At 62.9% G+C, this 14,415-nt stretch carries 13 protein-coding genes; 3 read left to right on the top strand and 10 right to left on the bottom strand.

Features of this window, described 5'->3' with window-relative positions; genetic code table 11:
• Nucleotides 1-52 precede the first annotated feature (52 nt).
• Nucleotides 53-1,417 (bottom strand): hypothetical protein, encoded by a 1,365-nt coding sequence (locus tag ABIE56_RS05845; protein ID WP_429242881.1) that lies wholly within the window; start codon nucleotides 1,415-1,417, stop codon nucleotides 53-55.
• Between the two features lie 192 nt (nucleotides 1,418-1,609).
• Between ABIE56_RS05845 and ABIE56_RS05840 the strand changes: the two genes are divergently transcribed.
• From ABIE56_RS05840 to ABIE56_RS05830, 3 genes are read left to right on the top strand one after another with little or no spacing between them, the layout of a single operon-like run.
• Nucleotides 1,610-3,706, top strand: coding sequence for a prolyl oligopeptidase family serine peptidase (locus tag ABIE56_RS05840; RefSeq protein WP_429242880.1), 2,097 nt, complete (start codon nucleotides 1,610-1,612; stop codon nucleotides 3,704-3,706).
• A gap of 34 nt (nucleotides 3,707-3,740) precedes the next feature.
• Nucleotides 3,741-4,346, top strand: a complete 606-nt coding sequence (locus tag ABIE56_RS05835; RefSeq protein WP_429242879.1) for a hypothetical protein — start codon at nucleotides 3,741-3,743, stop codon at nucleotides 4,344-4,346.
• Between the two features lie 27 nt (nucleotides 4,347-4,373).
• The gene (locus ABIE56_RS05830) at nucleotides 4,374-4,886 is read left to right on the top strand and encodes a hypothetical protein (protein WP_429242878.1); all 513 of its coding nucleotides are present in this window, start codon (nucleotides 4,374-4,376) and stop codon (nucleotides 4,884-4,886) included.
• 4 nt (nucleotides 4,887-4,890) lie between these two features.
• Here ABIE56_RS05830 and ABIE56_RS05825 read toward each other — a convergent pair whose 3' ends face one another.
• From ABIE56_RS05825 to ABIE56_RS05785, 9 genes are all read right to left on the bottom strand, one after another.
• On the bottom strand, nucleotides 4,891-5,160 hold the full coding sequence (locus tag ABIE56_RS05825; RefSeq protein WP_429242877.1) for a hypothetical protein: 270 nt from the start codon (nucleotides 5,158-5,160) through the stop codon (nucleotides 4,891-4,893).
• A 969-nt stretch (nucleotides 5,161-6,129) separates the two neighbouring features.
• A complete protein-coding gene (locus tag ABIE56_RS05820) occupies nucleotides 6,130-6,957 on the bottom strand; it encodes a helix-turn-helix transcriptional regulator (protein WP_429242876.1) in 828 nt (275 codons plus the stop codon).
• A gap of 333 nt (nucleotides 6,958-7,290) precedes the next feature.
• Nucleotides 7,291-7,569 (bottom strand): hypothetical protein, encoded by a 279-nt coding sequence (locus tag ABIE56_RS05815; protein WP_429242875.1) that lies wholly within the window; start codon nucleotides 7,567-7,569, stop codon nucleotides 7,291-7,293.
• Nucleotides 7,570-7,623: 54 nt separating this feature from the next.
• Nucleotides 7,624-8,172, bottom strand: coding sequence for an SCO family protein (locus ABIE56_RS05810; RefSeq protein WP_429242874.1), 549 nt, complete (start codon nucleotides 8,170-8,172; stop codon nucleotides 7,624-7,626).
• Nucleotides 8,172-9,290 (bottom strand): hypothetical protein, encoded by a 1,119-nt coding sequence (locus ABIE56_RS05805; protein WP_429242873.1) that lies wholly within the window; start codon nucleotides 9,288-9,290, stop codon nucleotides 8,172-8,174. Before ABIE56_RS05805 ends, ABIE56_RS05810 begins: the two co-directional genes overlap by 1 nt.
• A 71-nt stretch (nucleotides 9,291-9,361) precedes the next feature.
• Nucleotides 9,362-10,846 (bottom strand): multicopper oxidase family protein, encoded by a 1,485-nt coding sequence (locus ABIE56_RS05800; protein ID WP_429242872.1) that lies wholly within the window; start codon nucleotides 10,844-10,846, stop codon nucleotides 9,362-9,364.
• Nucleotides 10,847-10,944: 98 nt separating this feature from the next.
• On the bottom strand, nucleotides 10,945-11,235 hold the full coding sequence (locus ABIE56_RS05795) for a hypothetical protein (RefSeq protein WP_429242871.1): 291 nt from the start codon (nucleotides 11,233-11,235) through the stop codon (nucleotides 10,945-10,947).
• Nucleotides 11,236-11,348: 113 nt separating this feature from the next.
• Nucleotides 11,349-13,025, bottom strand: a complete 1,677-nt coding sequence (locus ABIE56_RS05790; protein ID WP_429242870.1) for a dihydroxyacetone kinase family protein — start codon at nucleotides 13,023-13,025, stop codon at nucleotides 11,349-11,351.
• 171 nt (nucleotides 13,026-13,196) lie between these two features.
• Nucleotides 13,197-14,219: a magnesium and cobalt transport protein CorA gene (locus ABIE56_RS05785; RefSeq protein WP_429242869.1), complete on the bottom strand. Its 1,023-nt coding sequence runs from the start codon at nucleotides 14,217-14,219 to the stop codon at nucleotides 13,197-13,199.
• Nucleotides 14,220-14,415 lie beyond the last annotated feature (196 nt).

The raw sequence follows: 14,415 nt of genomic DNA, 5'->3' as shown, positions 1-14,415 counted from the left end.
CGTACCGGAGTGTAGGCACGGTTCATGCCATCATCATGGTCGTCCGCGCGGATTAGTGCGTTTCGTGAGCGGCATCACTGATCCGGGCACGTTCCTTCAGCCATTCGATCGCCCCGAGGATGGCGGCGGCAGCCAGCACGAACTCGCCTGCCCGGAAGGGGATGGCATAGCGCGGATCGGACTGAAGTATTCCGTAGATCAGTGTGATCCAAGCCAGGGTAACGGCGATGGCGACCAGCGCCGCGTCGGTGGCTCGGCGCCATAGCGTTAACATGAGTCCGGCAAGTGCAAGGGCGGCAATGACCTGGTTAAGGCCGAACGCAATGCCTTCCATGATTCGCCAGCCGGGATGCGTCAGGAATGGAGAGTCGCGGGTTGGATAGACATAAATGTCCCCTGCGCCCAGGCCGATCTGCCACCCCCACAGCAATGCCGGTTTGCTCAGGTACCACGCGAGATAGGTTCCAGGTCGCCCTCCCATCCTTGCCCCCATCATCCGGAAGCCTGTCATAGGGTCGGCTCGCATGGCCCATATTTCGCTATTTATGGCCTCGACAGTTTGAGTGCCTTCCGCTACGTGGTGCGCGTCGAGCTGCGTTGCCAGGTGATACGTAGGCCAAGAGCCTTGTACGAGGTTGATTTGCGCACGGAATGATGACGACTGTCCCGTGGCTACCAAGGCATTCCGCATATTCCACGCAGCCACTGGAGCGATGGCCACCACTAGTAGGATGAACAATAGCCGCGGTCGCATCTGCTTTTTCCAGCTAAGCGCAAGCGCCAAGGGCACTACTAATGGTGAAAGCGCAGCATTTGTCAGGCTTGCTGCCGCCAGCGCAAGGCCGGCAGCGACGGTAAAGGATGCGGAATGGCGAGTGATTGCGGTGCGCAACGTAAGAACTGCCAACGCCCAAAGAGGGGCCGTAAGGTTCTCGCTAAGTGCATAAGCCGTAATGCTCACGCAGTGCGGCCATAGGGCCATGGTCAGAGCAACGACCGCGAGCGCCCAGCGCGGCAGGGTGTCCCGCGCGGCGAGAGTCATGCAGGCGACGGACAGTCCCCCGAGAAACGCCTGTGCAAGAAGAACGGAGGCATACCATCCGTCATACGAGTGGGTCAGGCACATGAAGAACGCGAGAAACAGCGGGTATCCCGGATCCCGATAGCTATCAGCTGTGGGGATGGGCACGCCAGCGGCGGCTTGGGAGAAAACGTGGTGATGAACGAGATTCCACGCATAACGATAGTATTCGATCGCATCGACGGTTTCGCCCGCACTATCAAGCGGCTGAAAAACCTGGGCGTGGGTGACGAAATACCAGCGCATCGCTACCGCAATGACGGCGCCAGCCGCGCCAATGATGGCGGCTGCGCCTAGGCTCGTCCGATGGGCTGGCGATCTGTGGGTCTGAAGCATTCACGTCCCCTGAATGGCCGCCCGATCGCGTGCCGGGGGCGAAACTTCCATAGAGTAAGTCATGCATGACGCCGTGCGGGCGATCTTTGCGGCGACGTGCGGTATCGGCCAACCGACCCGCGGCGCGCTTGCGTCACCGCGATAGTCCCCGTACCGTCGCCGGCAAAGCACAACCGCAAGGGAGCACCACCCATGAAACCCCTCTTCGCCGCGCTAGCCCTCGCACTAGCCTCCGGCCCCGTGCTGGCAGCCGATGCCGACACGGCCACGCCGCACCCCTTCTCCATCCGCGATCTCGTCATGATGGACCGGGTGGGCGATCCCCAGCTTTCCCCGGATGGCCGTTACGCACTTTTTGCCGTGCGGGCAACGGATTACGCCGCGAACAAGGGTGTCACTTCCCTTTATGTGATGGACCTGGATAAGCCGCCCCAGGCGGTCAAGGTGGTCGAGAAGGGCTCCTCCGCCCGCTGGGCCCCGGATGGCAAGTCCATCTACTACGTGGCTCCCAAGGACGGCACGGCCCAGGTGTTCCACCGCGCCTTCGATGCGGGGCAGGGTGGGAAGGGCCTGGCCCTGACGGTGGCCACGGGCGATGCCGTCACCGATGCGCCCCTGGACGTCAATGCCTATAAGGTTTCCCCGGATGGCTCCAAGATCCTCCTGAGCTACGAGGTCTTCACCGACTGCGCCGACCTGAGCTGCACCAAGGAACGCCTGGACGGTCGCGAAAAGGACAAGTCCACCGGCACCGTCTACGACAAGCTGTTTGTTCGCCACTGGGATACCTGGGCCGATGGCCGTCGCGCCCAGCTCTATATCGCTGACGCCAACGCCCCGTCGCAGCCCGTGCTGCTGAGCAAGGGCATCGATGGCGATGTGCCGAGCAAGCCGTTCGGCAGCGAAGACGAGTTCACCTTCTCGCCCGATGGCAAAACCGTGTTCTTCGATGCCCGCATTGCCGGCACGACCGAACCGTGGTCCACCAACTTCGATATCTACAGCGTGCCCGCCGATGGTTCGGCCAACCCGGCCAACCTCACGGCGGACAACAAAGCCTGGGACGCCAACCCCCTGGTCTCGCCCGATGGCAAAACCCTGTACTACACCGCCATGAAGGAGCCTGGCTCGGAAGCCGACCGCTTCGGCATCTGGGCCCTGGACCTGGCCAGCGGCAGCAAGCACGAGGTGGATCCGCAGTGGGACCGCTCGGCCGGCACCCTGCAGATCTCCGCCGATGGCAAAACCCTGTACACGACCACGGACGATAACGGCCAGCACCCGCTGTTCGCGATCGACGCGGCCACCGGCAAGGTCACCACCCTGGTCACCGATGGCAGCGTCAGCGCCTTCGCCATAGGCGACAAGAAGATCCTGCTCTCGCGCGACGACCTGAAGCGCCCGGCCGATCTGTACACGGCGGACCTGAAGGGCAAGAGCCTCAAGCAGATCACCCACTACAACGCCAAGCGCATGAAGGCCGCCCAGGTGGGCGAACCGGAGTTCTTCACCTTCAAGGGCTGGAACAACGAAACCGTGCAGGGCTACGTGGTCAAGCCGGTCGGCTACAAGAAGGGCAAGACCTACCCCGTCGCCTTCATCATTCATGGTGGCCCGCAGGGCGCCATGACCAACAGCTGGAGCTACCGCTGGAACGCCCAGACCTATGCGGGCCAGGGCTTCGCCGTGGTCACGGTCAACTTCCACGGTTCCACCGGCTACGGCCAGGCTTTCACCGATGCGATCTCCGGTGACTGGGGTGGCAAGCCCCTGGAAGACCTGAAGGCCGGCTGGAGCGCCGCACTGCAGAAGTACAGCTTCCTCGATGGCAACCGCGCCTGCGCCCTCGGCGCCAGCTACGGCGGCTACATGGTCTACTGGATGGCCGGCAACTGGAACCAGCCCTGGAAGTGCTTCGTTGACCACGATGGTGTGTTCGATGCACGCGCCATGTATTACGACACCGAAGAACTCTGGTTCGAAGAAAAGGAAAACGGTGGCACCCAGTACGACCACCCCGAAAACTACGAACGCTTCAACCCGATCAACCACGTGAAAGACTGGCGCGTGCCGATGCTCATCGTGCACAGCGGCCACGATTTCCGCATTCCGGATACCCAGGGCCTGGGCGCATTCACGGCACTCCAGCGCCGTGGCATCCCCAGCAAGCTGCTGCACTTCCCGGATGAAAACCACTGGGTGCTCAAGCCGCAGAACAGCGTGCAGTGGCATGAGACGGTGAATGCGTGGTTGAAGGAGTGGACGGCTCCGGAAGCCAACGCGAAGTAACCGCTGCATTGGGAGTTCAAAGGAAACGGCGGCTTTGGCCGCCGTTTCCTTTGATTCACATGCGGGCTTCGACGCCGCAAGACCGGTCGAGGATTTTCAACGACAAGGAAGCGTAATGACGAACGGCGAGTGGGTATTCAAGACGGGCGACGCGGTCATCAATTGGATGCTCGCACTCTGCGTCCTGATCATGGCTCTCGTCTTCGCCGGCCATGAAATTCGCCCTTCAGACGATTGGCCACATCGCCTCGGTACCTACGCCATCGCCATGGGCTTCGTCGCGGCCTACGGTCTTCCTGCGATATTTTTGTTTCCCTCGATAGTCGTCACGCCCCAAGGCATAGCGCGTCAGCATTACGGATTTCGTTCCGGGTACGTGGCCTGGGACGACATCGCCTGCATCCGTTGCCTGGACATGGGCCGATTCCGCGCGAGGGAATATCTCATCTGTGCAGATACCGACCTGAGTACCTGGAAACTCAGGTTCCGTGGCGACTACGACAACGTCGATAAGCTGATTGAACTGATCCAGGCACAGGTGGCATCACGTGGCATCCCCGTCTATTCGAGCCGGATTGGGCTCCCCGTCCTGATCGATCACGTTCCACTTCCCGAAGAGACGGTCAAGAACCTGGGCTGATGCACCTTTCCCCATGACGATAAAGCCATGACCACCACAGAATACCTCGCGCACAAGTGGTGCATTGGGATCGGCATCGCGACGGCCACCGTCGCAGCCGTTGTTACACGCCTTGCCGCGGACTACCAAGCGGCATGGTCGACCTTGAACGCGCTTGTGCAAGCCGTGCCCTTCATCCCGGCACGGTACTGGGCGCAGGAATCGGACTTCCCGGATCTCACGGCAATCTACTTCGTCCTGTGTTGGCCGGTTCTCCCGGCGACGTTCGGCGCGATCGTTACCCGCTACTGGACGCTCGACGACATCGACCGCCCAGCCGCTGGATTCGAACTCAAGGCGGGCTTCGGTGGGTTACTCCTTATTGCCTTGGGTATTGGCTCGCTGTGGGAGATGGACGGTGGCGAGATGATGGGCATGCCCATAGGCTTACATTTGTCCCAACTCGTCGTGTTGGGTTGGACGCGTTTTGCTCTCGCGGGCGGTTTGACCGGCTTTGGCATCGTTGCGTTGCGTCGGGTTTTTGATCTGAGCGCGGATTGAAGCGTCAAGTCGGCATGCCGGGTGTTGATAACGCCAACGCGCGCGCCTCACCCATGCCGTGGATACCCAGCCGCGTCATCGCCCCGATCGCCTCGAGCGATAACGCCACCTGCTTGCAATCCACTTCATCCGCCTCGTGGATCAGATCGGCCAGTAGTTGCGTCACCCCTCGCGCATACTGAAGCCACTCCGTGGCTTCGTTGAACAGTTCATGGGAGGAGGGGGCATCCGCATCACCGACACTCGTGTACTGCGCCTTCCCTAGGGCGTTCATGGGCTGCATAACAATTCCAGTGTTTTCGCCAGGACGCGTCCTGACGCGGCACACCAGGCAAACACCTGCCGTGCCGCGGACCATAAGGATCGCGATTCCTCCGGCTACCCGTGACCGGGCGCCGGGCGGCGTGATTGACGACGTAGTCGCGGCGGCAGCCATCCATGAGGCGTTCCAGGCGCAACGCCTGCCTCATTCGATCAAGAATTTCCTCAAGCGATGGTGCCGCAGCGGTTCTTCAACCGTGCCTGCAGGCTACGCAGGCGGCCCGTTCACCATCGAGGTGCCGCCGGGGGGATCCAGCGGGCGAGCGAGTGCCGTATGATCGGTAACACCCATCATCAACTCCTGTTTAGTTGGTTGTGGCTAGCGGGCCAGGGGTGGTGCAAACACCTCTGGTCCGCGCTTTCATCGCCCGAGGGCGATGGTTGCCTGCGCGGTATGCATGATGAGCGCGCGCGGGCAACGAAACGACCGTAGCAAATTGCTGCGGTGATGTCTGTAAGAATGACGGACATCGTTTGTAGTCGTTATCGACGATCAAACCGGCAAATCCTCACGCATCGTGATGTAGTTGCCCGCTACTGAGTGATTTGGCTGGCGGCTCCAATGCATGTTTGCGTTGGAGCAAGTCGTGAAGTACGCGGCGTACAAGTGGGCGTCACATGTTTGCCAAGCCGGCACATACGATCTCTCTCATCGTGCCAGAAAGTCGATCAGGCAGATCAACCTTTTGGGGTCCCACTGGGACCCCTTTCAACGGCGCTAAACCGGAGGCTCTTTATACCCACTTATCGTTCGGGCCCTTCATGGAAGGGGGCGGGAATCATCTTTCACCGGCTTGATGATTCCTTTAGAAGCGTCCTTTAGGCGGCTCCGTGGGGGAGCTTAGCGTGCTGCGCGTTCGCTTCGCAATCCGATGTTTCGCAGCCTTGGATCGCGCGCAAGCGCGCTCCTACAGAGGGCGGGTTAGTCGTGGAGGCCTGTGCGCCAGGAGTGCGGTGTGCGGCCGGCGAAGCGTTTGAATACGGTAGTGAAGTGGGCTTGTGTGCGGAAGCCTACTTCCATCGCTATGTCGATCAGTGAGCGGTTGCCTTCTGCGAGCAACCGCTTCGCACGTTCGATGCGGCACAGCTGCAAGTACTCATGCGGCTTATGCCCTGTGGCGGCACGGAAGCGTGCCGCGAAGTGCATGGGCGATAGCCCGGCAGCACGAGCAATATCCGCCAGCGTGATGCGCTTTCCAAGGTTCGCATCCACGTAGTGGGTAACCTTTACCAGCCGCCAGTTCTGCAACATGCCGCGATGTTGGTCCGGGTGGTGTCGTGCACCATCGGCGCTGAGGTGACGCAGGCGGGCTACGATGGGTTTACCCAGCGATTCCGCGCAGCGTGTCATGCATCCCGCATCATGCGTAGCGAGCAGCGCACGGGCAAGCTTGTCGACGGCTTCGTCGCGGTAGATGCCGGCTTGCAACGGCGTGGCCGCGATCTCGCGGGCGAGCTCCGCATCGGCTTCGACGAAAGCGTTATTCATGCGCAGGTGCAGGCTATCGACCGGTTCGAAGAACTCGGCGGCGACCTGCTGCTCGGGTACCGTCACCACGGCCGTCCCCGCAGGAATCGCTCCGGCGTGCCAGGGGCGCCCATCCACGCAAAGGACACCGCGGGTAGCCCTTAGGAATATGGCAACGATGTGCGCACCAGGCGGCGTGGTTGCTATCAGCCCACCCACGGCAGGCGAGGTCCAGCGCGAGGCAATGACCGGTTCGGTGCACCGTCGGGGAATATGAGGCATGCGCCATGCCAATTCCCGTTGAACAACGGGAAGGGGTGTAACAGGGTCTGTGTCATCCGTGAAACAACCTTCCAGGCCATCACTGTGATTTTCGACACGACGCATCGCCACGGCCGCTCTCCCTTTAGGCGAGACCGTTGACCCCCTGAGTCTGGCTGCCAGCCATCGCGCATCCCCGCGACTCAGCGACTGGCGTCATCTTGTCGAAATAGTAGTCACGGATTTGCCGAAACCGCAAGATCATGCCTCGTTGCGATCGTGACGAAGGTGGGGCAGACGAGGGCAGCCGGCCGCTGCGACCACGGCCGGCGTGCCCATGCCCACCCCCGCAGGTCAGTGCGATTGCGACGCGTAAGCGTCGTATTCCGCCTGGTTGAGCTTGCCGTCGTGATCCAGGTCCGCATCATCCCAATGGCTCTTCAGGCCTTCCAGGCGCGGGTACTTCTTTTCGAGGGCCGGAGTGATCGTGTCGCGATCAATCATCTTCTGGCCCTTCGAAATGGATGCAAACGAGGGGTAATCCTTGCTGCCATCGGCCAATGTGGCAGTGGCAAACGACGTAGCGCCCACAAGCGCAAGGGCGAGCAGGGTGTAGCGTGGCGAAGTGAACATGGGTGGCTCCTGGTACGTGGGTTGAGCCGGCGCGGCCGGCGGTGCATGGCGCGGTTACCGGCGCGCCTCAAGCGTGGCGGCCACGCGGGCCGCCACGTCCTGTTCGGGAAGCTTGCGTCCGTAGTGATCCAGCAAGGTGCCGTCGGCGCCTACCAGGTACAGCACGGTGGAGTGATCCATGAGGTAGCTGCCGTTGGCAGGCACCTTGTTGAAATACACGTGGTAGGCGTCGGTTACCTGCTTGATCTGGGCTTCCGATCCGGTGAGGCCAACGACATCAGGCCCGAACGCGCGCACGTACGCCTTCATGCGGGCGGCGTTATCCCGCGCAGGATCCACGGTGACAAACACCGCGGTCACCGCGATGCCGGTGGTATCGCGCACGCTGCGCGATACCTGCACGATCTTCGCGACATCGACCGGGCAGACATCCGGGCACGAGGTGTAGCCGAAGTACATCAGCAGTGGCCGCCCCCGGTACGTACGATCGGACACGGCGTGACCATCCTGATCGACGAGCTGGAACGGGCCGCCGACATCGATACCGGCGGCAAGCGCTGGCATGGCAGAAAGCAGGCCGAGGAACGCAAGCCAGCGGATCATCAGAACGCTCCATTCAATACGATCTGCACACCCAGCAAATTCGAGGTTTCGCCCGCTTGCCGTGAGCGGCCGCCCGAAAGCGCCACGTCGATCAGCCCGGTCAGGTGGTACACCACGCTGGCCTCGGTCAGGTATTCGGTGCTGCTGCCGCTACCAGAAGGTGAAATGTGCCGGTTGGTGTGGGTAAGGCCCCAGGCGATACGCCCGGTATCCAGGGTGAGTGACGTGGTGAGATACGACGTGTCGTACCCGGGCACGCCGTTCTCGTTGTTCGTGCGCACGTACTCTACGAATGGCACGAGATCGATATAGCGCGCCGCCAGGGTGGGCGAGAGCAGTGTCGTTTCCGGAATAGGGATGAGGTAACGAAGGGATGCGGTGCGCGATTGTTCGTTCGCCGCCGTGGGGTTCGCGGCGCTCGTATCGCCCTTGTGGTTGGCCATGTAGCCCAGCTGCACTTCGACATACGGCAGCGCTGCCGGCGCGCGCCAGTTGAGCACGGCCGCCACGTTATTCGGCTTGCCAGTGTTCGTTGCGCCGCCATCGGAACGGCGCGCCTGCGTCGAGGGCCGGAAGAAGGCATTGCTGAGGATCGAGGTATCGGCGGCGTACACGCTGATACTCGGCGCCAGGGTGCCGAGCGTGTACGAGGAGAAGCGCCGCGCATAGCTGCCGCCGATCACGCCGCCGAGTGCATAAGGCGCCACGAAGCCACCGGTGTACAGGCCGGGCGCCGCGCTTTGCGCGCGGCCGAAGGGCAGGTCCAGCTTGCCCAGCCGCCACGTATCCTTCTCGCCCTGGTGGTACCAGTTGAGGTCAGCGACCTGAAGGCCCGTGCCGCCGAGCCAGCGGCGCTCGCCAGGGCGGGCCGAGGTGACCGGGCTGATTTCGGTGCTCAGCCAGATTTCGTTATTCGGGTTGAAGCGAAAGTGCAGGTCGTTGGTGATATCAAAGTAGCCGTTGGTAGTGACCTTGTTTGATTGATCCTGCGCTTTCAGTCCGCTGAAGTCGTACTGGATGGCGGTGCCGTAATCGATGCCGAAGCCGGGGTAGCGGCCGGTGGAGGCGGTGGCGGCACCGCAAAGTAGCAACGCAGTCGCGCCGCCGATCGCGCGCAAGCGCGCTCCTACATGAACGCGCGGGCCCCTGTAGGAGCGCGCTCGCGCGCGATGGGTGCTCGCCGAAACCTTCACGGCGCACCCCCCAACGGCCGCGCATTCACCGGCGCGGTCTTGTCGATCGCCTCACGCCCGGTGTTACGCAGGTACGCACACGTCTGGTTATCGCCGTAAATACCGCCCAGCGGCTCCAGCTTCACGGCCTGCGCATAGTCCTCAGGCTTGACGACCTGGATGATCTGCATCATGCCGCCATCTTCGTGCTCCATGATGTGGCAGTGGTAAACGAACTTGCCCAGGATCACCGGATCGGTAAACGGAATGCGCAGGGTGATGGAGCCCAGCGCCGGAATGAACACGTTATCCCGGTAGCCGATGAAGTCCACCGGCTTGCCGTTGATCTTGGTGACCTGGAAATCGAGCTGGTGGATGTGGAACTGATGCAATTCCTGGCTTGGGTTGAACAGCGTCCACTCTTCGACATCACCCAGCTTCACCGTGGTATCCACGCGGCCCGGATCGAACCGGCGGCCATTGATGTAGAACGTATTGCCGTCGTCCTCAGCATCCTGGAACACAAAGCGACGGCTCGCCGCGATGGGGTCCTGGCGAAGGTCGCGCACCGGCGGGTAGGCGCTGGTGATACGCACCGTGGGTACGCTATCGCCGGCGGAAACGAGGGTGCCGAGTGTCGTGGCGGCGTAGGTATCGCCCGCCGGGCCCGTATTCGCCGCGCTCATCGTTAGTGGATACCGCCCCGGGGCAGGCCCCGTGACCAGGATGCTGATGCGCGCCGAGGGCCCCACCAGCATCTCGTCGATGCTCACGTCCTTTACGACGGTATCCGCATCCTGCGACAGCAGCTGCACATGCATGCCGGCCAGGTGCATGCGGAAATACTGGTTCGCATCCACGTTGAAGATGTGCCACAGCTGCGTTTCGCCCGGCTTGATCGCTATTTCCGGCTGAAGTTGCCCGTTGATGGTGCGGATGGAGGGCGAGCCGGTGACGATTTCACTGGCAAGCCTGCCCGTGAATGTCTTCTGGAAATTGCGCAGCACGAGGATGCGTTCGCGCACGGGGCGCAATTCGGGGAACTGGTCTTTCAGGCCATCCACGAGGATGGGGCCCGAAAGGCCGCCGGAGACCTGGCGTTCGGCACCGCGGTGGAAATGGCTGTGGTACCAGTACGGGCCGGGTGAGTGATCATCCGGCAGGCGCAGTACGTATTGGCCCTGGGTATGCGGACCGGTGTCGCGGAAAATGCTGTCGCCTTCATCCAGTGGCGAGACCTGCATGCCGTGGAAATGCAGGTTGGTGAGCTCATCCATCTGGTTATCGAGCGTCAGCCGGATCGTGCCGCCGGGGCGCGTGCGAATGAGCGGCGCATCGTAATCGCCGTTGAAGACCAGGGAGGTGTAGGGCGTATTGCCCACCATCACCCTGGTTTCGGCGGCGGTGAGCGTCACCGTCGTGACGCCATCTGCCCCGTAGGTATATTGCTTCGGCTCGCGCAACTCGGCCGCCTGCGCTGTACCCGCGAGTAAAAGCAGCACAACCCATGCTCTTGTAGGAGCGCGCTTGCGCGCGATCCAGGCCGCCGCACGGCGTATCGCGCGCAAGCGCGCTCCTACAGGGGCAGCGCGAACGAACATTACCAGTTGCGGTTATGTTCGTTGGCCACATCGGCGGCCAGGCGCACTTCGGTATCCGCCTGACTCAGCAGATCCTTGGCGCGCGCGGCGTGGCCGCCCAGTTCATCGTTGTTGGCCTGCTGGCCACGGCTCAGTGCCTGCCACGCGGCCACGATGTGCTGCTGCGCATCGCGCAGGTTGCCGTGGCGTTCGCCGATATCGACGAACGGGCGCTCTTGCGCGACGGCGGCGCAGCCGACAGAGATGACCGCGCCGAACAGCGCGCCGGCGAGGAATGCATTCGCTTTCATGGTGTGCCCTTTTGGGTATAAGCCCCGGCCGGGATGGCCGGCGTGCTTATGGTCCGGGGCAGGGCCATTTGGGTCTTTCCAGAAAGCAGTGTTTGTTTCGGATTCGAACGGCTTTAGCGCAGGGCGCCCATCCAGATAGCTACCGCGACCGCGCCGCCATCGGCGATGCCTAATGCGCGGTCGCCCAGGTAGGCGGCGCGGCCGGCACGGGCCTTCAGCGTCGCTGTTTCCTCCGCCCCACGGGTGGCCGCAAGGTGCAAGGCCTCCAGTGCCTCGAACGGCGTCATCTTCGCTTCGAGTGCCGCTTTATAGGCATCGGCCGCGGGGTAGAGCGCATCGAGCATGGTGCGGTCACCAGCTTTGGCGCCACCGAGGTTGGCAATGGCATCGGCCGCGGCCACGAGCGCCGCATGCCATTGCAGTGGGGTCGGCTCGGCCACGCCGTTGAGCTCGCGGGCGGCGCGCATCAAACCGGTGGCATAAAACGGCCCGGAGCTGCCGCCGATGGCCTGGCGCATGGCATCGGCCATGTGGCGCAGGGCGCTTTCCGGGGTGTGCCAGGCGTGGCCGGGCAGGGTCAGTACGGCTTCGGCGCCACGGCGCAGGCTGGCGCCCAGGTCGCCATCGCCGGCCTTGGCGTCCAGCTCGGTGAGCTCATCCTCGGCATGGAGCAAGGCCTGGGCGGCGGCATGGGCGGCGCGGCGCACGGCATCGCCTGCCGGTGTGGGCGATCCGGTGGCAATGGCTTCGCCCGGTGCCGTCGGTACGTCCCTGATCGGCGCATCGTTGAGCTGGCCACCGCCGTGCCAGGCTGGCGCACTGGCGGGGGCATCGAGGAGGGCGAGGAGTTCGTCATCCACCTTCAGCAGGGAAAGCGAGGCGCCGGGCATATCCAGCGCGGTGAGGAAGTTTCCACACCATGCGCGGACCACCTCGATGCCGCGGGCCTTGAGGTGGTTCAGCGCGCCGCGCAGCAGGATATCCAGCTCCATGGGCGGGGTGGCGCCCAGGCCATTCACCAGCAGGGCCACGCGCTGGCCGCTCGTCAGTGCCAGATCCTCCACGATGCTGGCGAGCACCGTCTCGGCCAGCCCATCCGCCGGGGCGATGGGGCCTTTGCGCACGCCGGGCTCGCCGTGGATGCCCAGGCCGTATTCGATCTCGGTCTCGCCCAGCTCGAAGCCGGGATGCCCGGCGGCTGGCACCGTACAGGAACCCAACGCGACGCCCATGGAACCCAGGCCCGTCGCAGCTCGGCGGCCTAATTCGGCGACATCGGTGACTGACTTGCCCGCGGCCGCAGCGGCGCCGACGACCTTGTGGATCAACACGGTACCAGCGATACCGCGGCGCCGGTCGGGGCTGACCGTATCGCGCAGGGCGACGTCATCGGCCACGGTAACGATCTCCACCGGAATACCTTCGCTGCGCGCGATCTCAGCGGCCAGGCCGAAGTTGAGCCGATCGCCGGTGTAGTTCTTTACCACCAACACGGCGCCCGCCTTGCCACCTACCGTGCGGATCGCAGCAAGCACGGCATCCACGCTGGGCGAGGTGAACACATCGCCGGCAATGGCCGCAGCGAGAAGGCCTTCACCGACATAGCCTGCATGGGCCGGCTCATGGCCGCTGCCACCGCCGGAAAGAATGGCAACAGTGGCATGCCCATCGTGCGTCTTGCGCACCACCACGTTCTGGTTCGAAAGCAATGCCTGTCCCGGCGAGCGCGCTACCGAGCCTTCAAGCATTTCACGGACGACATGGCGCGGATCGTTGATGATCTTCTTCATGGTGGACCGGAACCTTTGCGCAGCAGCGCGATGGGGGAGGGCTTCCCCGAGCATATGCCCGCATACAAGCCTGCGCCACCCTGTATCTGTAACGGCGTGCTTGCGCGCGATGGGTGCTCGCCGCACGACTTATCGCGCGCAAGCGCGCTCCTACAACGGCACGGCCTTGTATTAGAACCAGCGGTTTCGTTTGAGGGCGATGAAGATGCCGCCGACGATGCACGCGACCAGGCAGGTAATGGCGGGATACGCCCACGGCTTGTCCAGCTCCGGCATATGCGCGAAGTTCATGCCATACCAGCTGGTGATCAACGTGGGCGCGGCGAGCATGGCGGCCCAACCGGCCAGCTTTTTCATGACCTCGTTCTGGCCGAAGGTGACCAGCGCAAGGTTCACGCCGATCGCCGCGCCCAGCATTTCGCGCATGGCCGAGATCGATTCGTTCACGCGGAACACATGATCGTAGATGTCGCGGAAATAGGCGCGTAGCTCGTCATGAATCAGGTGCGGATGCAGGCGGGTGAGCTGCGCCACGATATCCTGCAGCGGCACGACCGCCAGGCGTAGCGTCATCAGCTCACGCTGCATGTCGTACAGGCGCTTGATGGTCTGCCGGTTGTACGTTTCCGCGAAAATATCGGTTTCGAGTTCGTGTAGCTCTTCCCGGAAATCGCGCACGATCGGCAGGAAGTTATCCACGATGAAATCGAGCACGGCGTAAAGCGCGTAGCTCGGCCCCATGGCCAGCAGCTCGGGCGTCTGCTCGCAGCTGCGCCGCGCCGGCGCATACGACAGCGATGCGCCGTGGCGCACCGTCATGAAATAGCGACGGCCGAGGAAGATCTGCGTTTCACCAAACGCGATGTTGCCGCCAACCAACTGGGCTGTCTGCGCCACGATGAAAAGTGAATCGCCGTACGTTTCAATCTTCGTGCGCTGGTGGGCAAGCTGGGCATCCTCGATCGCCAGGTCATGCAGATCAAACTCCTCCTGGAGCTTCAGCAGCAGCGCTTCATCAGGCTCATGCAGCCCGACCCACACGAACGTATCGGGTTCCTTCAGCACTTCGCTGATGGCCTCGATCGATATATCGCCAATCCGCTTGCCATTGGTCCGGTAGGCGACACAGTTAACGATCATGCCGCCGGCGTGGTCGACGGGCGTGAGTTCGGGAATCAGGGGGAGGGTAGCCATGGAGGGAATGATGCCGTGGGTAGGGGGAAGCGGCAACGCCATATCGGGAAAGTACTGATGGGCGTAGGCCGCGCCCCACGAAACGACTGGGGCGCGCCCCGATGGGGGAAAGTCGCCCGCCTGTATACCGTAGTGGGGCGGTGCATTTTGTGACGGGCAGGAACTTACGACCCGCGGCGCACTGCCACCAGGACCC

The organism is Luteibacter sp. 621, assembly GCF_050435445.1.
GTDB lineage: Bacteria > Pseudomonadota > Gammaproteobacteria > Xanthomonadales > Rhodanobacteraceae > Luteibacter.
The sequence above is the reverse complement of the archived record's forward strand: the minus strand, read 5'-3'. Positions and strand labels throughout refer to the sequence as shown.